The sequence below is a fragment of the Mesorhizobium sp. B2-3-10 genome (assembly GCF_006442275.1).
GTDB classification, from domain to species: Bacteria; Pseudomonadota; Alphaproteobacteria; order Rhizobiales; family Rhizobiaceae; genus Mesorhizobium; species Mesorhizobium australicum.
The window spans coordinates 121,351-139,671 of sequence record NZ_VFVT01000007.1; the positions used below are offsets into that span (position 1 = coordinate 121,351).

General features: G+C 63.9%; 18 protein-coding genes. 5 read left to right on the plus strand and 13 right to left on the minus strand.

What is annotated here, in order from left to right; translation table 11 throughout:
• Positions 1-9 precede the first annotated feature (9 nt).
• Complete coding sequence (locus FJ943_RS20865; protein ID WP_140724430.1) at positions 10-1,329, minus strand: sugar ABC transporter substrate-binding protein; 1,320 nt, start codon at positions 1,327-1,329, stop codon at positions 10-12.
• Between the two features lie 168 nt (positions 1,330-1,497).
• Here FJ943_RS20865 and FJ943_RS20870 point away from each other — a divergent pair, with 168 nt between their 5' ends.
• Both FJ943_RS20870 and FJ943_RS20875 read left to right on the plus strand, forming a co-directional pair.
• Entirely contained in the window at positions 1,498-2,283 is a 786-nt protein-coding gene (locus FJ943_RS20870) for an IclR family transcriptional regulator (RefSeq protein WP_023771193.1), read from the plus strand.
• A 64-nt stretch (positions 2,284-2,347) separates the two neighbouring features.
• Positions 2,348-3,187: an amidohydrolase gene (locus FJ943_RS20875; RefSeq protein WP_140724433.1), complete on the plus strand. Its 840-nt coding sequence runs from the start codon at positions 2,348-2,350 to the stop codon at positions 3,185-3,187.
• A 15-nt stretch (positions 3,188-3,202) separates the two neighbouring features.
• Here the strand turns inward: FJ943_RS20875 and FJ943_RS20880 are convergent, their stop codons facing one another.
• Genes FJ943_RS20880 through FJ943_RS20890 form a run of 3 tightly spaced genes read right to left on the minus strand, consistent with a single transcriptional unit; the run spans position 3,203 to position 6,056 of the window.
• Positions 3,203-4,345 (minus strand): extracellular solute-binding protein, encoded by a 1,143-nt coding sequence (locus FJ943_RS20880; RefSeq protein ID WP_181174594.1) that lies wholly within the window; start codon positions 4,343-4,345, stop codon positions 3,203-3,205.
• Entirely contained in the window at positions 4,342-5,502 is a 1,161-nt protein-coding gene (locus FJ943_RS20885; protein ID WP_140724436.1) for a CaiB/BaiF CoA-transferase family protein, read from the minus strand. Before FJ943_RS20885 ends, FJ943_RS20880 begins: the two co-directional genes overlap by 4 nt.
• 2 nt (positions 5,503-5,504) lie before the next feature.
• On the minus strand, positions 5,505-6,056 hold the full coding sequence (locus tag FJ943_RS20890) for a MaoC family dehydratase (protein WP_140617610.1): 552 nt from the start codon (positions 6,054-6,056) through the stop codon (positions 5,505-5,507).
• 197 nt (positions 6,057-6,253) lie between these two features.
• On the opposite strand from FJ943_RS20890, the gene FJ943_RS20895 reads away from it, so the two are divergent.
• On the plus strand, positions 6,254-7,351 hold the full coding sequence (locus FJ943_RS20895) for a lactonase family protein (protein ID WP_140724439.1): 1,098 nt from the start codon (positions 6,254-6,256) through the stop codon (positions 7,349-7,351).
• A gap of 25 nt (positions 7,352-7,376) precedes the next feature.
• On the opposite strand, the gene FJ943_RS20900 is transcribed toward FJ943_RS20895, so the two are convergent.
• The 3 genes from FJ943_RS20900 to FJ943_RS20910 form a co-directional block, all read right to left on the minus strand.
• The gene (locus tag FJ943_RS20900) at positions 7,377-8,369 is read right to left on the minus strand and encodes a Tim44 domain-containing protein (protein WP_140724442.1); all 993 of its coding nucleotides are present in this window, start codon (positions 8,367-8,369) and stop codon (positions 7,377-7,379) included.
• 73 nt (positions 8,370-8,442) lie between these two features.
• On the minus strand, positions 8,443-8,742 hold the full coding sequence (locus FJ943_RS20905) for a zf-TFIIB domain-containing protein (protein ID WP_140724445.1): 300 nt from the start codon (positions 8,740-8,742) through the stop codon (positions 8,443-8,445).
• Positions 8,743-8,927: 185 nt separating this feature from the next.
• Positions 8,928-9,917: a zinc-dependent alcohol dehydrogenase family protein gene (locus FJ943_RS20910; protein WP_015319043.1), complete on the minus strand. Its 990-nt coding sequence runs from the start codon at positions 9,915-9,917 to the stop codon at positions 8,928-8,930.
• A 103-nt stretch (positions 9,918-10,020) separates the two neighbouring features.
• On the opposite strand from FJ943_RS20910, the gene FJ943_RS20915 reads away from it, so the two are divergent.
• Positions 10,021-10,980, plus strand: coding sequence for a LysR family transcriptional regulator (locus FJ943_RS20915; protein ID WP_140724448.1), 960 nt, complete (start codon positions 10,021-10,023; stop codon positions 10,978-10,980).
• Between the two features lie 31 nt (positions 10,981-11,011).
• Positions 11,012-12,658, plus strand: a complete 1,647-nt coding sequence (locus FJ943_RS20920; protein WP_140724451.1) for an acetolactate synthase large subunit — start codon at positions 11,012-11,014, stop codon at positions 12,656-12,658.
• A 37-nt stretch (positions 12,659-12,695) separates the two neighbouring features.
• On the opposite strand, the gene FJ943_RS20925 is transcribed toward FJ943_RS20920, so the two are convergent.
• The 6 genes from FJ943_RS20925 to FJ943_RS20950 are packed head-to-tail and all read right to left on the minus strand — an operon-like array spanning position 12,696 to position 18,278.
• Positions 12,696-13,865 carry a substrate-binding protein gene (locus FJ943_RS20925; RefSeq protein WP_140661558.1) on the minus strand — a complete coding sequence of 390 codons (1,170 nt, stop codon included), beginning with the start codon at positions 13,863-13,865 and terminating at the stop codon, positions 12,696-12,698.
• Positions 13,866-13,906: 41 nt separating this feature from the next.
• Positions 13,907-14,608 (minus strand): ABC transporter ATP-binding protein, encoded by a 702-nt coding sequence (locus tag FJ943_RS20930; protein WP_140724454.1) that lies wholly within the window; start codon positions 14,606-14,608, stop codon positions 13,907-13,909.
• A gap of 2 nt (positions 14,609-14,610) precedes the next feature.
• Positions 14,611-15,315 carry an ATP-binding cassette domain-containing protein gene (locus FJ943_RS20935; protein ID WP_015319038.1) on the minus strand — a complete coding sequence of 235 codons (705 nt, stop codon included), beginning with the start codon at positions 15,313-15,315 and terminating at the stop codon, positions 14,611-14,613.
• Entirely contained in the window at positions 15,315-16,298 is a 984-nt protein-coding gene (locus FJ943_RS20940; protein WP_140724457.1) for a branched-chain amino acid ABC transporter permease, read from the minus strand. The genes FJ943_RS20935 and FJ943_RS20940 overlap by 1 nt, the downstream gene beginning before the upstream one ends.
• Positions 16,295-17,212 (minus strand): urea ABC transporter permease subunit UrtB, encoded by a 918-nt coding sequence (gene urtB, locus FJ943_RS20945; RefSeq protein ID WP_246671913.1) that lies wholly within the window; start codon positions 17,210-17,212, stop codon positions 16,295-16,297. Before urtB ends, FJ943_RS20940 begins: the two co-directional genes overlap by 4 nt.
• Entirely contained in the window at positions 17,157-18,278 is a 1,122-nt protein-coding gene (locus FJ943_RS20950; RefSeq protein ID WP_140724460.1) for a class II histone deacetylase, read from the minus strand. Before FJ943_RS20950 ends, urtB begins: the two co-directional genes overlap by 56 nt.
• Positions 18,279-18,321 lie beyond the last annotated feature (43 nt).

The window sequence follows — 18,321 nt, forward strand, 5'->3', positions numbered from 1 at the left end:
GAGCAATGCTTACAGTTTGCCAGCGTCCTGCAGGATCTGCGTCGCCTTGGCGGCGGCTTCGTCCAGTGCCTGCTTGGAGGTCTTGTCGCCGAGAATCGCGGCCTGCAACTCGGGATAGACGGCGTTCGAGATCTCGATCCACTCAGGCGTCTGCGGCACGGCGAAGGCGTGCTTGGCTTCTTCCTGGAAAGCCGACAGAACCTCCTTCTTGTAAGGGTCGTTGGCGGCTTGCTGCAGGTCCCAATCCCAGACCGCGGTGCGCGTTGGCAGCGGGCCGGCGGTGGCCTCGAGCTTCTGGCTGTCCTCGTTGGTCAGCCACCATACGAGCGATGCCGCTGCCTCCTTGTTCGGGCAGTTCTCGGTCACCGAGAAGCCATGGAAGCCCGACCAGCCGGTGCGCACCCCGGCGGAGCCTTTCGGCGCGACCTTGACGCCGACATTGCCCGCGACTTTCGACGATTTCGGATCGTTGAAGAAGCCAGCCCAGCCCGGCCAGTCCAGATTGATGGCGACGGTGCCCGAGGCAAAGCCCTGGCCGAGATCGTCCCAGAGGTAGTTGGTGGTTCCGGCCGGCACGGCCTTGGCCTTGTAGAGGTTGACGAACCAGTCGAGCGCCCGGATGCCGGCTTCGGAATTGAAGACCGGCTTGCCGTCCTTGTCGAGATATTCGCCGCCCTCGGCGACGACCATTTCGTAGAAGCGGCCATTGATCGCCTCTTCCTTGCCGGCAAACTGCGTGCCGTAGAAATTGGGCGGGTTGGCGAAGAACTCAGCCTGGTCGGTGACTTCCTTCCAGGTGTCCGGCGGCACCAGGTCATAGCCGTATTTGGCCTTGAACTTGGTCTTGTTGTCGGCGTTCTCGTACAGGCTCTTCTGGTAGTAGAGCGCCGAGACGTCGAACTGCGCGCGCGGCAGCATTTCCAGCTTGCCGTCGATGGTTGCCGCCTTGATCGTCGACGGCACGAAGGCGTCGATCTCCGACTTCGGCAGGAGCTTGCTGAGGTCGGTGTAGAGGCCGGTGTATTGCGGCGCGAAGGAGGAATGATTCCAGCCGACGCACCAGTTGGTGCTGCCCGAGGCGATGTCGGACTTCAATTCCTTGTCGATGTCGAAGCCGTTCTTCTTGGTCAGGATGTTGACCTTGGCGCCTGTCGCCTTCTCCCATTCGGGAATGCGCTCGTAGAGCTTCTCATATTGCTGGCCGCCGATCAGCTTCACGTCGACGGTCACGCCGTCGAACTTGCCGGGCAGGTCGCCGGCAAGGGCGGTGCCTGCGCCTGACGCAAGCATCAATGCGCCGGCGCATACGCCGGAAAGCAGTCTGTTCATTGGTATCCTCCCTGGGTGCGCCTCGGTGGCGCCCGCAACTCGTCACGTGACAAGAAATGCTACATTCATATACGAACAAAACATTCATCCGTACGTCAAGGCGAAATTTGTTTCCGCCGGCCGCGTTCCTGCGTATATGAAGAGTTGAATTCACTGGAGGGATGAGCCATGGACGACAGCGAAGACGAGCGTTATCGCGCGCCGGCGCTCGACAAGGGGCTCGACATCCTTGAGCTTCTAGCGGGCGTGGACGGTGGCCTGACCCAGGCGGAAATCGCCAAGAAGCTCGACCGCAGCCCCAATGAATTCTACCGCATGCTGGACCGGCTGGTGCGGCGCGGCTACGTCACGCGGCTCGATGGCGACCGCTATTCGCTGACGCTCAAGCTGTTTGGCCTGGCACAATTGCACGCGCCGGTGCGGCGGCTGGTTTCCTATGCGACGCCGCTGATGCGCGAATTGGCCGAGACCTCGCAGCAGGCCAATCAACTCGTTGTTTTTGATCGCGGTTCCGCCGTGGTGATAGGCCAGCAGGAGGCGCCGAACTACTGGGGGATTTCGATCCGAGTCGGCTCCCACATCAGCCTGTTCGACACCGGTTCAGGCCATGTCCTGCTCGCCTTCCGTTCACCGGAAGAGCGGCAGATGATGATCTCGGAGCACGTCCGCAGCACCGACAAGACCGCGCAGCCGGCCGAGTTCTTCGCCCGTCTCGACCAGATCCGCGACCGCGGCTACGAGATGATGGCTTCCATGCAGACCGCGGGCGTCTTCAACCTTTCCGCTCCGGTGCGTGGTTCCGACGGCAAGGCCATAGCGGCGCTGTCGATCCCCTACATTACGGTCGTCAACGCGCCCTCGGCACCCGACATCACCCGCACCATCGAGTTGCTGCTCGCAACCTGCGAGAAGCTGTCGCACCTCGCTGGGTCGGCCGTCGGTTCATCGGCCTGAATTCTTATTTGAATGAAGAATTCCTCCGTGAGAGGATCGAAAAAGCTACAGGGAGGAGCCCGCCATGATCATCGACACCCATTTGCATCTCATCGATCGCTCGGCGCTTCGCTACCCCTGGCTTGCCGGCGTACCGGCACTGAACCGCGATTTCTCCTATGAGGAATACGCCACGGAGGCAAAGCGTGCCGGTGTCGAACGCGTGCTGCACATGGAGGTCGATGTCGACCCGGCCGACATCGAGGCGGAGACCGCCCGTGTCGAGGGCCTCTCGCGGCAAGCGGGCAGCATGCTTTCTGGGGCGATAGCATCCTGCCGTCCCGAAGACGCTGACTTTGCCGCTTATCTCGAACGCCAGCGGACAAACCCCTTCGTCAAGGGTTTCCGCCGCGTCCTTCACGTCGTGCCGGACGATCTTTCGGAAGGCGCGCTGTTCCGTGACAACATCAAGCGGCTTGACGGCACCGGCCTGACCTTCGACCTCGTCGTGCTGCCGCATCAGATTCCCAAGGCGATCGCGCTCGCCGAACTGGCGCCCGACGTACAGTTCGTCCTCGACCATTGCGGCGTTCCCGACATCAAGGGCGGAGCCGAGCATCCCTGGCGCGAACACATGAGCGAGATCGCACGGCGCCCGAACGTGATGGCCAAGATTTCCGGCGTGGTCGCCTATGCCGACGCCGCCAATTGGACCGTCGATACGCTGCGGCCTTACGTCGAACACACCATCAATTCATTCGGCTGGGACCGTGTCGTCTGGGGCAGCGACTGGCCGGTCTGCACGCTTGGCGGCGGTCTCTCGACCTGGGTGGCTGCGACCCATGCGCTGCTCTCGGGTTGCAGCGTTTCGGAGCGTGACAGGCTGTTGTCGGGCAATGCCCGCAGGCTTTGGCGGTTGAAATAGCGACCTCGCTCAGCTCTAGCCAGGCGAGGGGGAACTGGCCCGGAACAGGCTGATGAGATCGGCAATGACCTGGCTGGAACGATGACCTGAGGTCAGGCCGGAATTGATGCGGTCTGACGCCGCCTGCTGGAACGTCATGTAGCCGTCATGGCGCGGCCGCACCCAGGCGCCCTCCAGCGTGACGCGCGTGCTTCGATAGAAGTTGCCGGCCACTTCATTGACAGTCTGGTCTTCCCAAGCAGCTGCATGGCCCGGCTGGCCGCCGGCGGCTGCATAGATGCCACGCTGGACATCGCCGCTGGCGACCCAATAGGCAAAATCGATCGCTGCCTCTTTAGCCTTGGAGAAGGCTGATACGGCTATGCCTGTACCGCCGAGCGCCGAGCCGATCGGACCATTGGAACCGACCACCGGGATGTCGGCAAAAGCCAAACTGTCGGCGCGAAAACCCGACGCCGCATAAGAGACGTAGCCATAGATCAGCGGCGCGCAGACAATGCGGGAACCAGCCTCGGCCATGCGTTCCGAAACGGCGATCGGGTCCATGTCGAAGCACGTCGGGTCGACCAGCGCGGCGATCTCACGCATCGTCTCGAAGACTTCGCAGCCCGTCTCGACAGCGATGAGATCGCCCGACGGATCGGTCGCGCAGGGATGCCCGAGATTACCGACCAGCGTGTAGAAGGTCATCAGGCAATGCGGCGGTCGCAGCGGCAGCAGCACGCGGCCTTGCCGGGCGAGATCGAGCACTTCGCTCCACGTCGCTGCCGGCGCATCGAGCGCGTCCGGCCGCCAGGCCTGCACTTGGCTGGCCGCATCGATCGGAAACGCCCATTGCCGGTCTTGCCATGTGTAACTCGGATAGGACTGGCCAACGCTCCCCGACGCAAGCGCGGCGCGTTCCGCCTCGCGGCCGGCGACGTCGAGAGGCTCGAGGCAGCGCTCCGCGGTGATCTGGCCGACATGCGGATGGTCGATGACGATGAGGTCGTAGGCGCGCGCCAACTCCTCGACCGGGAAGGACTCGAAATCCTGCAGCGAACGCTTGTCCCATTCGATGGCAACTCCCGTCCGCTCGCGCCATAGCGCCGAGCAGGCAACCATGGGATCATAGCCACGCGGATGGCTCCAGGTCATACCCCTAAGCTTGAGGCTCACAGGTCGAACTCCTCGCGGATTTTTGCGCTGTGCTCGCCGATACGGGGTGCCGCGCGGTCGACCTTGGCCCTGATACCGTCGACCCTCAGCGGCGAACTGGTGGTGAGGATCGAGACGTCGTCCTCGCGCGTCACCGTCTGCAGCATGTCGAGGGCCTGAAAACCCTCGCTTGCCAGCATCTCCGGCCAGGTCAGCACCTTGGCGCACCAGATGTCGGCGGGTTCGAGAATGGCCAGCCAGTCGTCGATGGTCTTGGTCGCGATCCTCTGGGCGATGATTGCCTTGATATCGTCGCGCGCGGTGAACCAGGATGCCGGCTTGTCGCGATAGGGAGCCAATTCATCGAGCGACAAAAGGTCGGCCAACTTGGGGATCGGCATCATGGCGATGGCAAGATAGCCGTCCTTGGCCGGATAGACTCCGTAAGGCGCCGAGAGATAGGCATGCGCGCTGCGGAAGCTCGAGCGCCTAGGCAGGCGGCGCCCGTCATTGAGATGCGTGGTCAGCACCTCGAACTGGAAGTCGACCAGCGCTTCCAGAAGGCTGGTCTCGATATGGCTGCCCTGGCCTGTGATGCCGCGCCGCACCAGTGCGGCCAGGATGCCTTGCGCGCAGGCCGCACCCGCCAGCATGTCGCCGATGGCGAGGCCGAACGGCACCGGTCCCTGGTCTTCGTCGCCGTTCAGCCACATCACGCCGGAGCGCGACTGCGCCAGCAGATCCTGGCCCGGGCGCTTCACCCACGGGCCATCCTCGCCATAGCCGCTGATCGAGGCATAGACCAGGCGCGGATTGATCTGGCGGACGGTCTCGTAGTCGAGCCCAAGGCGCTCGATGACGCCCGGCCGGAAATTCTGGATCAGCACATCGGCCTTGGCCAGCAGCCCGCGCAATGTATTGAGGTCCGCCTCGTTCTTCAGATCGATGGCGAGGCTTTCCTTGGCCCGGTTGATGGCATGGAAGATGGTGGAATCGCCGCCGATCTCGGTGTCGCTGAGATAGAGCCGGCGCGACAGGTCGCCGCCGTCAGGACGCTCTATCTTGATGACGCGGGCGCCGAGATCGAGCAGCCTGAGCGAGCAGTAGGGTCCGGACAGGAACTGGCTCATGTCGACGACGACGAGACCGGCAAGCGGCAATTCGGCTGCTGCCGGCATTTCTACTTCTCCGTCTTGCCGACGAAATCGGCAGGGTTGCGGTACTTCACCGTCTGCAGATGCTCGCAATAAAGAACGAGCTCGCCTTCGCCCTTGAACACCTCGTAGCTGGCGCGGATCAGCCCCATCTCCTTGTAGCGGGGGTGTTTGTCGAGGTTGGAACGGATCGAATAGATCGTGTCGCCGATGAAGACAGGCTTTATGAATCGTAGCTTGTCATAGCCATAGGAAAAAGCGTTGACGCAGTTGGTGGCGACCAGCCCGAGGCCCGCCGAGAAGACGAACGCGCCGGCAATCAGCCGCTTGCCGAAAATGCCCTCGCTCTCGGCAAACATCTGGTCCTGCACGTAAGGATGGATGTCGAGCACCAGCGTGTTGAAAAGGTGACTGTCGCCCTCGGCCATGGTGCGACGCAGCGAGCGGATTTTCTGGCCGACCGGCCAGTCCTCATAGAACCAGTTCTCGGCGTTCCACACCGGCAGGGCGGCATGATCGGCGGGCATATTCCTGGGATGCGTCGAGACAACGCCAACGGTTGGCGCGAAATCCCTCATGGCGTAGTCCACCGGGCTCGCGAGAGCGCCCATCCAGCCATTCGAGCACGCTTCAAAGCGCCTGGGTGCACGACGTCTCCTCCCACCAATCTTCTTTTGTAAATACTATTTTCACATATGGGGTTGCGTTGCAAGCGAGGACAGGTGAAATTTTGGCGGTCCCACGGCACTGAGCACCGGCGGGCAGGAGGGAAAACATGCGCAAAGCCTGTCTGGTCTTCGTCGGCAGCCTGAACCGCGAAGCGCCTTATTTTCAGGGTGCGCGAGGCGTCGGCCTTGGTGTCTACGGCTTCGACGAGGAAACGCTGGAAACAAGAAAGCTGGCCGAGACGAATGATATCGACAACCCGACCTTCCTGTCGTTGACGCCGGATGGCTCGCGCATCTACGCCAATTCGGAAGTCTTCTCCTGGCGCGAGGGCACGGTCTCGGCCTACAGCTTCGATCGCGGCTCGGGCACGCTCGCCTATTTGAACAAACAGCCATCGCTGGGCAGCATCACGGCGCACAATACCATCACGCGCGACGGCACCAAACTCCTCGTCGCCAATTACGGCATGGGCGAGGGTGGTCCGGACCGAGCGGTGGCTGTGTATGGTTTCGACGGGGAGGGCGCACTGTCCGCGCCATTGGCCAGCGTTTCGCACAAGGGCACCGGCCCCAGCGCGGCGCGGCAGGAACGCTCGCATGCCCACAGCGTCACCGAAACCATTGCCGGTGGAACGGCAATCGTTGCCGATCTCGGCATCGACCGGCTGGTGTCCTATCGGATCGGACAGAACGGAAGTCTGGCGAAGCTCGCAGAGTCCGCGCTCCCCCCGGGTGCCGGCCCGCGTCACATTGCCTTGCACCCGAACGGCCGCTTTGTCTTTGTCATGAACGAGCTGGATTCGACCGTCGTGTCGTTGGCGCTCGACAATGCGACCGGCAGGCTATCGATCATCGACACCAAGCCGGCGGTGCCGGCCGAGGCCCGCGACAGCAATCACTGCGCCGATATCCAGATCTCGCCGGACGGCCGTTTCGTCTATGGCGGCAACCGTGGCCACGACAGCGTCGTCATCATGGCGGTCGACCAGCAGACCGGCAGCTTAAGTCTTGTCGGCTATGTCCCTTGCGGAGGCGCCACGCCACGCAACCTGGCGCTGACGCCTTCGGGCGGCCATCTGTTCTCCGCCAACCAGAATGCCGACCGCATTTCGATCTTCGTCCGCGACGCCGGCAACGGCATGCTGACCAATACCGGGCGCAGCATCGAGATCGGCACGCCGATGCGTGTCAAGATCGTCGCGTGACCGCCGGCCAGCAGACTAGCCGGGCTCAAGCCTCTTGGATGGCCGAGAGCTTCCAGGTCGAGCCATTCTGGCGCGTGAACGTCCACAACTCGGTCGTCTCCGTCGGATGCTCTTCGTCGCCTTCGACGACCTTGCCGCTCGCCCGTTCGCGCATCACGTCGCGAGACTCGTAGCGCAACGCCGCCGTGGCGTAGTCGCGGTCATCCTCGCGCCAGCTTTCCGCGATGTCGGCCTGCAGCAGGGTGACGTCGGACACTTCGTTCCTGAGACCTTTCCGGGCATTGTCGGCCAGCTCTTCCGAGAGATAGGATACCATCTCGGGCGTGACCGACCGGCGCAATGCCGCATGGTCTTCGCGCCCGAACGCTTCCTGGACATCGGTCAACAGCTGCTGGAACGCGTCAAGGTCGGCCTGGGCCAGCGTGATCTCTTCGGATCGGGTGGTCTCGTAGCCTCTGCCCGATCCGCCGCCAAACCCGGGAATTGTGAAGGAGCCAGCGCTGCTCGTGTTCTGCTGTGCCGTTGCGCGGTTCTCGAACCGTGAAGCTTGGGCATCGCCCATGCCGGCGAGCGCGGGCGCGGGGCCACGCGCGGATTGCGACCGGAAGAACCTGATGGCCAGCATGATCGCGCCACCGATGAGCAGGGCCTGGAGCAGGAATCCGAACATGCCGGCGAGGCCGCCGAAACCTTGGCCGAGGAGCAGTCCGATCAGGCCGCCGATCAGCAGGCCGCGCATCATCGTTCCACCGAAGCCGCTCATGAAGCCGGGCCTCTGCAGGCCGGTCTGTGGTTGCCGGGCAGCATTGTTGACGCCGGCGTTGGGTGTCATCGAACGCTCGACCGGAGCGGTCGGCGCCGGCGCGGTCCGGGTCGGCGGTGCCGATTGGAACGTGCGTGTGCCGCGGCTGCCGAAACTGCCGCCGCGCCGCGCCTCGGCGTGATCGATCGCGACCATGGAGAATGCAAGGAACAGGCCGGCAAAGAGGGTGACAAATCGGCTTGTGCGGGAAATCATCGGGGTGACCTTTATCGCTGTGGTTTCGGGCGTTTTCGGCAAAGGGCCGGCCTTGGAAAGACCGGCCTCATGGTCAATCGAACAGCTCTTCGAAAAATGATTTCTTCCGCTTCGGATAGCGGTGGCCATGCGAGCGGGAATAGTCGCCATCGCGGTCCCGGCTGTGTTGCGGCTGGGCAAATGGCGCCGGCTGTGGCTGCGGCGCGGGAGACGCGTCCCTGGTGGACCGTTCGATGATCTTGTCGAGTTCGCCACGATCGAGCCAGACGCCGCGGCACTGCGGACAGTAGTCGATCTCGATCCCCTGGCGTTCGCTCATCACGAGGGCGACGCGGCAGGAGGGGCAAACCATGCCGAGGTGGGAAGATGTCATGTGGGGCTCCTAACCAGAAAGTAATGAGCCCACTTAACCGAAAGGAATGGAAACGGGCCCGTTGAAGCGGTCCGACATCACGGTCGCCAAAGCGACAGTCAGAGGGGCCCGGCCCGCACACGGGAGTTAGGAATGCGGGACGAAGCCTTCAAGGGGCAATGTTGCCGGTGAGAGCGATTTGCTGCTCAAACCGTCACCACGATCTTGCCGAACTGCCCGTTCGATTCGAGATAGCGATGCGCCTCGACGATCCGGTCGAAGGGAAAGATCCTGTCGATGATCGGCCTGAGCGCGCCGTCCGCGAGGCCTTCGAGGATGAATGCCTTGGCCGCCTCCAACTTCTCCGGGTTGCCGGTGATCTCGTGCACGAGATAGCCGCGCAATGTCAGGGCCTTGCCCAGTACCGCAGGCAACGGGAACGGCGTCGGCTGGCTGCTGAGGCCGCCATATTCGATCAGAATGCCGCCGCGCGACATCGCCGCCGTCAGCGGCTCGAAGATCGGCCCGCCGATCGCATCCAGCACCACGCGCACGCCTTGCGGCCCGGCGATCTGGTTCAGTCTGTCGGCAAGTTCCTCTTCCTCAAGGACCACGACATGCGCCGCGCCGGCGTCGAGCAGAGCCTGCCTCTTCACCGATGTCCGCGTCACCGCGATCGTTATCGCGCCAACGCTGTTGGCGATCTGGATCGCCGCAAGCCCGACGCTGCTCGAAGCCGCCGTGATGACGACGACCTCTTCGCGGCGCAGCCTGGCGATGTCGATCAGGGCGCCGTAGGCGGTGAGGTACGGCATCCAGACCGCCGCCGCGGTTTGCCAGTCGAGGGACGCCGGATGCTTGACGATGAGCCCCGCGGGAAAGGTGACAAGCTCACCGTAAGCCGGCCAGCGAACCATCGATTGCGGCGGGATGACGCTCACGGCGTCACCATGTGCCAGCCCCATCACGCCTTCGCCAATTGCCTCGATGACGCCCGCCGCTTCCAGCCCAAGCCCGGAGGGCAGGACGGGTGTCTCAATGTAGCTGCCCGCGCGCAGCAGCGCCTCGGCGCGGTTGAGGCCGAGCGCCTTGACGCGGATCTGAACCTCGCCCGGACCCGGTGGCGGAAGGTCGACCTCCTCGATGCGCAGGACCTCGGGACCGCCATGCTGGTGGAAGCGAATGATACGGGCCATTTGGCTCACTCCAAAATATTTGACACTGAATGAGCTATGACGCGAAAGCTTTGTGCGATAAACGGCTGTTTGGATTGTTCAGTAGAAACCAGGAGTTTCGAATATGGATAGGCTCGAGAGCATGGCCGTGTTCGTCAGGGCGGTCGATCTTGGCTCGTTCGCGGCGGCGGCCACTGCGCTCGATCTATCCGGACCGATGGTCGGCAAGCATGTCCGGTTTCTCGAGGAGCGGCTTGGCATGCGTCTGATTAACCGGACCACGCGCCGCCAGAGCCTGACCGATTTCGGCCGCGCCTATTATGAGCGGTGTCGCCTGGTGCTGGCCGAGGCCGAAGCCGCCGATGCGCTCGCCGCCGACCAGCTCTCGGAACCGCGCGGAAAACTGCGTGTCACCATGCCGGCGCATTTCGGGCGCCACTGCGTCACCCCCGTGCTGCTGAGGCTGGCAGGGCAATATCCAATGCTGGAACTCGACCTGTCGCTCAGCGACCGCTTCGCCGATCTCGCCGAGGACGGTTTTGACCTCGCCATCCGGACCGGCGGTCTGGACGACAAGGCTGGCGTGATCGCGCGTCGCCTTGCACGCCAGGACATGGTCGTCTGTGCCGCGCCTTCCTATCTTGAAATTCATGGCGAGCCACGGCGGATCGAGGACCTCGCCGATCACCAGGCGATTGTCTACCGCCGGCTCGGCATGATCGTTCAGCCGTGGCTATTTCCGCGCGAGGGACAGACTGCGCTCGAGGTCACCCCAAACGGCCGGCTGCGGCTCGACGATCTGGATGCCATCGCCGATGCGGCCCTCGACGGCATGGGGCTGGCGTGGTTGCCTTACTGGCTGGCTCGCAAGCGCATCCAGGCCGGCACGCTGGTCGAGCTGTTGCCGGACCAGCCACGCTATCCCTACGATTGCCATGCGCTCTGGCTGCGGACGCCGCATCTGTCGCTCAAGGTCCGGTTGGCCGTCGACGCACTGGCGGCCGCCTTGCCGAAAATGATGGCGCCAACAGACGGCTTGCGCTCTTTGAGGCGTGACGTTCCGGTGCCATATGAAGGTGGCTGATGGAATGCGCGCATCGCAGGAGAGACGGTTCATGACCAAAGGTTCGGATCTGTTCGTGGCGGCCCTCGAAAATGAAGGGGTCGAACGAATTTTCGGCATTCCGGGCGAAGAAAATCTCGACATCGTCGAATCCATCCGCCGCTCGTCGATCCAGCTGATCCTGACGCGCCACGAGCAGGCGGCGGCCTTCATGGCCGCCACCTATGGCAGGCTCACCGGCAAGCCGGGTGTGTGCATCACAACACTTGGCCCCGGCGCGCTCAATCTGACCACCGGCTCTGCCTATGCGCTGCTCGGCGCGATGCCGATGATCATGATCACCGGCCAGAAGGGCATCCTGTCGTCCCGGCAGGCGCGCTTCCAGATCGTCGACATCGTCGCGGCGATGAAGCCGCTGACCAAGCTGTCGCGCCAGATCGTCTCGCCTAGGATGATCCCGTCGCTGGTGCGCGAAGCCTTCCGCGTCGCCCAGGAAGAGCGCCCCGGCCCCGTGCACCTCGAACTGCCGGAAGACATCGCGGCGGCGGAATGCGAGCCGATCGCGCTGGTGCCGACACATCCGGTCGAATTGCCCCTGGCCAGCGCTGGCGCGCTCGATCGCGCCGCCCGCATGATCATCGAGGCCAAGCGTCCGCTGCTGATGTTCGGCGCCGCGGCGTCGCGCCCGCGGGTGACTCCCGATGTCGCCCAGTTCGTGCTGCGAACGCAGATTCCCTATTTTACCACGCAGATGGGCAAGGGCACGGTGCCCGGCGGCACCGAACTCTACATGGGCACGGCGGCTCTTTCGGAACGCGACTACGTGCACGAGGCCATCGAGCAGGCCGACCTGATCATCACCATCGGCCACGACACGGTCGAGAAGCCGCCCTTCATCATGGGGGCGAAGGGGCCGAAGGTCATTCATGTCGGCTACCAGACGGCTGATGTCGAGCAGGTCTATTTCCCGCAGGCCGAGATCGTCGGCGACCTCGGCCCATCGCTGGCGCTGCTGGCGGACCGCGTCGAGGGCAGGATTCCCAACGCGCAGGCCCTGCTGCCGCTGCGCGAAGGCATTTTGAGCCGCATCGCGGCGCGCGCCACCGAAGACCGCTTCACGCCGCAGCGCATCGTACATGACGTGCGCGCCGTGATGCCGGCGGATGGGATCCTCGCGCTGGACAACGGCATGTACAAGATCTGGTTCGCGCGCAACTACCGCACGCGCATGGCCAACACGCTGCTGCTCGACAATGCGCTGGCCACCATGGGTGCCGGCCTGCCGTCGGCGATGATGGCGGCACTGCTCTATCCCCAGCGTCGTGTCATGGCTATCGCTGGCGATGGGGGTTTCATGATGAACAGCCAGGAACTGGAGACTGCTGTTCGGCTCAAGCTCAACCTCGTCATCCTGCTGCTGGAAGACCACGCTTATGGCATGATCCGCTGGAAGCAGGCTGTCGACGAATTCCCGGATTTCGGCATGACCTTCGGCAATCCCGACTTTGTCAAATACGCCGAAGCCTATGGAGCCAGGGGCACCAGGGTTGGCGCGATAGCCGACCTGCAACCGGCGTTGGAACAGGCCTTCGCCGACGGCGGCGTGCATCTCGTCGTCGTGCCCATAGACTATTCCGAAAACACCAGGGTGCTCGTCGACGAATTGCGAGAGCGGCTGCCGGCGCCAAAGGCACCCTGACGGCAGCGGCAAAGCCGCCGTCAGGATCGGTTGATGCCTACAGCTTGCAGTAAGGCGTTACCGGCGCGATCGTGCCGAAATCCTTGACGATCTCGTAGCCGATGCCGTCCGCCGCCGCCTTGCCGACATAGGAATGGCAGAGTGTGTGGTTGTTGCTGGCATCGACCCGGATCTTGCCTTGTGGCGCATCGAACTCGATCGTCGGCAGCGCCTTGAGCACATCGTCGTCCTTCAGCGAGCCGGCCTTCTCCGCCGCCAGCGCGTAGAGATGCAGGCCGTTATAGCCGGCCTCGCCGATGCCATTGACCATCTTCTCCTGGCCGAATTTTTCGCGGAAGTTCGCGATGAACTTCTTGTTGACCGGGTTGTCGAGCGCCATCCAGTAGGGCTGCGGCGCGTAGGTGCCGGCGGCGACGCCAGGCGGCAGCGCGTCCTTGTTGAAGACCTCGTCGAGCGGTGCGATCAGAGGCTGCTTGATGTCGAAGCTGCGATACTGCTTGAGCTGCGTGACGGCGTCGTTGCCGACCACCATCGACCACACGACGTCGGGCTTCAGCGACTTGATCTTCTGGAAGGCCGGGCCGAAATCCGTGGTGCCGAACGGATAATAGTCGGCGCCGACAATCTTGCCGCCGGCCTTTTCATAGGCGGCTGTGATCGCCTCGGTCATTTTCTGCGGCCAGGCATAGTCGGACGCCATGATGTAGATGGTCTTGCCGAGGTTTTCGGCCACCCACGGCATCATCGGGTCTACCTGCTGCATCGGGATAGGTCCGGTGGCGACGAAGTAGCGATTGCATTCGCCGCCCTCGAAATTGGTCGGGTAGAAGAACAGCTTCTTGGCCTTCGAGGTGACGGAAAGCGTGGCGCTGCGCTCGGGCGAAATGATCGTTCCCATGATCACGTCGACCTTGTCCTCGTTGAGGAGCTTGCGGGCCTTGTCGATGGAGCCCTTGGTCGTGGTCTGGTTGTCCTCGATGAAGAGCTCCACCTGGCGCCCGCCAATGCCGTTGGCGGCGTTGAGTTCGGCGGCGGCGAGCTTGTAGCAGTTGAGCAGCGTCTCGCCGAGGATCGCCTGCAGCCCGGTGATCGGGATCGACAGCCCGACCTTGACCGTGTCTGCGGCGCGCAGGATTCCCGGCGCGCCGACCATTGCGAAGGCGGCCGCGGCGCCGCCGGATTTCAGAACAGTTCTTCTGTTTATCATTGTTGTGTTCCCTTCCAGTCCAGGCGCGCCCCATGCACGCCTTACAAAGCCAAGAGGTCCTTCAGCAGGGTCTCGTCGGCGAATGCTTCCGGCGTGCCCTCATGCACGATCCTGCCCTTCTCCATCACCAGGCAGCGGTCCGCCGCCTTAAGGACGAGATCGAGATTCTGCTCGACCAGGACGATGGCGATGCCGCGCTCGCGCGCGATGCGCGGCACCAACTCGGCGATCGACTGCACGATGTTCGGCTGGATGCCTTCCGAAGGCTCGTCGAGCAGCAGCACCGACGGCAGGCCGCACAGTGCGCGGCCTATCGCCAGCATCTGCTGCTGGCCCCCCGAGAGCGTACCGGCGGTCTGCGCCTCGCGCTCGCGAAGGATGGGAAAATAGCCAAAGATGTCGGTTGGAATGTCGCCGTCGCCACGATCCTTGGCGGCGCGCGTGCCGACTTCCAGGTTCTGCCGCACCGTCAGCTGGTTGAAGATACCGCGGCCCTGCGGCACATGGGCGATGCCCGCCCGCGCGCGGCGGAAGGCCGGGGCGTTGGTGAGATCCTGGTCGCCGAGAACCACCGCACCGCCGCTCGCCTTCAGGCCCCCGGCGATGACGCGCAGCAGCGTTGTCTTCCCGGCGCCGTTGCGGCCGAGCAGGCCGACCACTTCGCCCGCCGCGACGCCGAGGTCGATGCCGTTCAGCACCGGGAGCAGGCCATAGCCGGCCGAAACGGCAAGTGTCCGCAGCATGGTCAGCGCCTCCCCAGATAGACGTCGCGGACCATCTCGTCAGCCTCGATGTCGTGGAAGGGACCGCTGCGCAGCCGGCGCCCCTGGTGCAGCACCAGCGTCTCGCAATTCAGCGCGCGCACGAAACGTATGTCGTGCTCGACCGCGACGATCGAGAATTCGCCCTTCAGCCGCAGCAGCATTTCGGCCGTCGCCAGCGTCTCCTGCGGCGTCATGCCGGCGGTTGGCTCGTCGAGCAAAAGCAGCCGTGGCTCGATGGCCAGCGCCATGCCGATCTCCAGCCATTGCTTCTGGCCGTGCGCCAGTTCGCCGGCCAATGTGGCAGCACGATTGGTCAGCGCGACCAGTTCCATCAATTCACCGATTGGCCGCGCCGGGGAGGGGGCACCCCATCGTGCGACCTTGAGGTTGTCCTCAACCGAGAGGCTCGGGAAGACCGACGGGATCTGGAACTTGCGGGCAATGCCGAGCCGGGCGATGCGATGCAGCGGCAGGCCGGCAATGTCGCGGCCGAGGAAATGGACGCTGCCGCTGGTCGGGCGCAACGTGCCGGTCAGCACGTTGAGGAAGGTACTCTTGCCGGCGCCGTTCGGGCCGATGATGCAGCAGAGCGCCTTGTCGCGGACCGTCAGGTCCAATCCTTCGAGGGCCTGCAACCCTCCGAAGCGGATGCCGACATTTTCGGCTTGGAGCAGGACGTCGCTCATCAGGCCTGGCTCCTGCCTTTGAACAGGCTCTTCAGCCGCGCATAGATCGACAGGATGCCGTCCGGCAGGACAAAGACGATGATGACGAAGACGCAGCCCAGCAGCAGCGGCCACAGGCTCGGATTGAAGCTGCTGATCGTCTGCTGCGCGCGCTGGATGAAGATTGCGCCCAGCACTGGGCCAAGCAGCGTGCCGCGCCCGCCGACCGCCACCCAGACAATGACCTCCGTCGACAGAAGCAGTCCGGACAGATCGGGGGCAACCAGCCCGGCCATGCAGACATAGAGCGCGCCAGCAAGCCCGCCGATGGCTGCCGAAAGGATGAAGGTGACGAGCAGCCGTAACGGCGCATTGTGGCCGAGTGCCGCCGCCCGGACCTCATTGTCCTGAATGGCGGTCAGCACCGTGCCCCAGCGGCCACGGCTGATCGACCACAGCGACAAAACGGCCACCGCCACGATGGCTGCGACGAACATATAGCTCGACAGGTCCTGGCTGAGATCGACATGCCGGCCGCCAAGATCGAATTCGATCGGCGGGATCCCGATCAGGCCGCTATCGCCGCCGGTGACCGAACTCCAGGAGATGGCCGCCTGCTGGCAGATGACGCCCATGGCCAGCGTGACGATGGTGAAGTAGCTGCCGCGGATGCCGCCGAAGAACAGGAAGTAACCGATGATGGCGGCGACGAAGGCAGCCCCCGCAATGGCGCCCACGAAGCCGAGCAGGCTGCCGAAAGGAATCGCGTCATTGAGCGTGACCAATGCCATGATGTAGCCGCCGATGCCAAAGAAGGCGGCGTGGCCGAAACACAGGATTCCGGTGCGGCCCCAGAAGAAGTCGAGGCTCGCCGCGAACAGGCCGAAGATCAGCGCGTCGCGGATCACCGTCAGTTGGTAGCCGTCGGCGAGGAAGGGATAGAGGATCGCGAGCGCCACGCAGACGGCGAAGATCAGCAGCCAGTTGCGGTCGCGGGCGATCATCGCGACGCCCCGTTGAACAGGCCGTTGGGCCGCACCCGCACGGCGACGATGGCCGCCAGCAGCACGACCGCCTGCGCCAGCGATGGCGAGATCTGGTAGTTGAGGATGCTGGTCAGCCCGCCGACGAAGACGCTGCCGGCGACGAGGCCGCCAATCGAGCCGACCCCGCCGACGATGACGACGAAGAAGGCGTTGGCGAGATAGTTCACCCCCATCTGCGGCAGCACGATCGCCAGGGGCGCGACCAGTCCCCCAGCCAGCCCCGCGATTGCCGCGCCGAAGGTGAAGGCAATGGCGTAAGTGCGGCGCGTGTTGATACCGACGCCCTCCGCCATTTCGCGGTTCTGGATGACGGTGCGGATGTCGAGCCCGAACGACGTCCGGCTGATCAGCAGGATGACGCCGAGCAGGGTCAGCATGGCGATGGCAATCAGGATCAGCCGGTAGGCCGGATAGACGGTGAAGAAGAGGTTGAGCGTGCCCTCGACCGGCGGCGTCACCGGCTTGGCGCCGAGGCCAAAGGTCAATTCCAGCCCTTGCTGCAGGATGAGGCTGACGCCCCAGGTGGCAAGCACCGTCGACACCGGCCGTGAATAGAGGTGGCGAATGACGGCGAATTCCAGGATGCAGCCGACCACGGCGCCGGCGATCGGCGCCGCAGCCAGGCCCAGCCAGAACGAGCCGCCCATAGTCTGGATGAAGTATACCGCGAAGGCGCCGACGGTCACAAACTCGCCATGCGCCAGATTGGTCACGTTCATCAGGCCGAAGCTGATCGCCAGCCCGAGCCCGACCAGCATCAGGATGCTGATCAGCGTCAGCGCATTGAGCAATGTCGTGATGGCGAAATCCATCGCTTCAGGCCGCGCTGGCGAGGCGTTGGCGCAAGCCCGCGAGCAGGCCTTCAGCGGCATCGATCACCGCCGCCTGATGCGGCTGCAGGTCCTGCCCCGCCCACTCGTCGATATGGTCCGACAGCGGGTCGACCACCTCGGTGCGGTGATTGGCCAGCGTCTCGATGACGGCGTGGCCGCAGAATGGCACATAGCCCTCGGAATAGCCGCCTTCATGGCTCATCATCAGCCGTCCGTTCGAGACTTCGGCCGCAAACGCCACCATGCGCGCGGCAAGGCGGCGAAAACATTCGCTGTTGAGCATCATGCGGCCGAGCGGATCGAAGCCGGACGCGTCGAAACCGGAAGCGACGATGACGAGGTCGGGCTTGAACGCGCGCAAGGCAGGACCGATGACGCGGTCGAACGTGGCTTCATAGGCGCCGGTGCCGCTGCCGGCCGGCAACGGGACGTTGATGTTATAGCCTTCGCCGGGTCCCTTGCCGTTGTCGACGAGCGCGCCGCGTCCGGTCGGGTACAGATTGTCCTGATGGAGCGAAATCGTCAGCACCGACGGATCGGAATAAAACACCGTCTCGGTGCCATTGCCGTGATGCACGTCCCAGTCCACCACGGCGGCACGGCCGAGCAGGCCCTCGTGCTGCAGCCGCCGCACGGCGACGCCGATGTTGGAGAACAGGCAATTGCCCATGGCCTGGTCGGGTTCGGCGTGGTGCCCGGGCGGCCGCGCCAGCGCGTAGGCGTTGTCGACGCGGCCGGTCAGCACGGCTCGCATGGCGGCATAGGTTGTGCCGGCGGATAACAGCGCGATGTCGAAACTGTTGAGGCCGATCGGTGCCTGAGGCCCGGCGAAACCGGATCCGCCTTCGCTCAGCATCCTGATATCATCGACGTGGCGCTGCGTGTGGACGCGCAGCAGGTCTTCCCCCGTTACCGGTTCGGCAATGATTGGAACCAGATGGCGTGCCAGGCCACTGACCTGGATGAGATTGTTGAGCCGTCGTTTGGATCCAGGCGATTCCAGGTGGCGTCCGGGTTCCACGAAACGGCCGGGAGGCATCATGTCGGCGCTGGAGCCGGTATCATGCCACATCAGCTGTTCGTGAAAAACGTAGCCTGTCGCCATCCGCGGCATCCTCTAAAAACCAGACGCTAGCAGGCTAACAATC

Excerpts from the sequence above, each read along its gene's own strand:
- FJ943_RS20900 (WP_140724442.1), bottom strand. The coding sequence starts at position 8,369 with ATGATTTCCCGCACAAGCCGATTTGTCACCCTCTTTGCCGGCCTGTTC.
- FJ943_RS20875 (WP_140724433.1), top strand. The coding sequence starts at position 2,348 with ATGATCATCGACACCCATTTGCATCTCATCGATCGCTCGGCGCTTCGC.
- FJ943_RS20895 (WP_140724439.1), top strand. The coding sequence starts at position 6,254 with ATGCGCAAAGCCTGTCTGGTCTTCGTCGGCAGCCTGAACCGCGAAGCG.
- FJ943_RS20915 (WP_140724448.1), top strand. The coding sequence starts at position 10,021 with ATGGATAGGCTCGAGAGCATGGCCGTGTTCGTCAGGGCGGTCGATCTT.
- FJ943_RS20910 (WP_015319043.1), bottom strand. The coding sequence starts at position 9,917 with ATGGCCCGTATCATTCGCTTCCACCAGCATGGCGGTCCCGAGGTCCTG.
- FJ943_RS20930 (WP_140724454.1), bottom strand. The coding sequence starts at position 14,608 with ATGCTGCGGACACTTGCCGTTTCGGCCGGCTATGGCCTGCTCCCGGTG.
- FJ943_RS20950 (WP_140724460.1), bottom strand. The coding sequence starts at position 18,278 with ATGGCGACAGGCTACGTTTTTCACGAACAGCTGATGTGGCATGATACC.
- FJ943_RS20940 (WP_140724457.1), bottom strand. The coding sequence starts at position 16,298 with ATGATCGCCCGCGACCGCAACTGGCTGCTGATCTTCGCCGTCTGCGTG.
- FJ943_RS20920 (WP_140724451.1), top strand. The coding sequence starts at position 11,012 with ATGACCAAAGGTTCGGATCTGTTCGTGGCGGCCCTCGAAAATGAAGGG.
- urtB (WP_246671913.1), bottom strand. The coding sequence starts at position 17,212 with ATGCCGCTGAAGGCCTGCTCGCGGGCTTGCGCCAACGCCTCGCCAGCG.
- FJ943_RS20905 (WP_140724445.1), bottom strand. The coding sequence starts at position 8,742 with ATGACATCTTCCCACCTCGGCATGGTTTGCCCCTCCTGCCGCGTCGCC.
- FJ943_RS20870 (WP_023771193.1), top strand. The coding sequence starts at position 1,498 with ATGGACGACAGCGAAGACGAGCGTTATCGCGCGCCGGCGCTCGACAAG.
- FJ943_RS20890 (WP_140617610.1), bottom strand. The coding sequence starts at position 6,056 with ATGAGGGATTTCGCGCCAACCGTTGGCGTTGTCTCGACGCATCCCAGG.
- FJ943_RS20865 (WP_140724430.1), bottom strand. The coding sequence starts at position 1,329 with ATGAACAGACTGCTTTCCGGCGTATGCGCCGGCGCATTGATGCTTGCG.
- FJ943_RS20935 (WP_015319038.1), bottom strand. The coding sequence starts at position 15,315 with ATGAGCGACGTCCTGCTCCAAGCCGAAAATGTCGGCATCCGCTTCGGA.
- FJ943_RS20885 (WP_140724436.1), bottom strand. The coding sequence starts at position 5,502 with ATGCCGGCAGCAGCCGAATTGCCGCTTGCCGGTCTCGTCGTCGTCGAC.
- FJ943_RS20925 (WP_140661558.1), bottom strand. The coding sequence starts at position 13,865 with ATGATAAACAGAAGAACTGTTCTGAAATCCGGCGGCGCCGCGGCCGCC.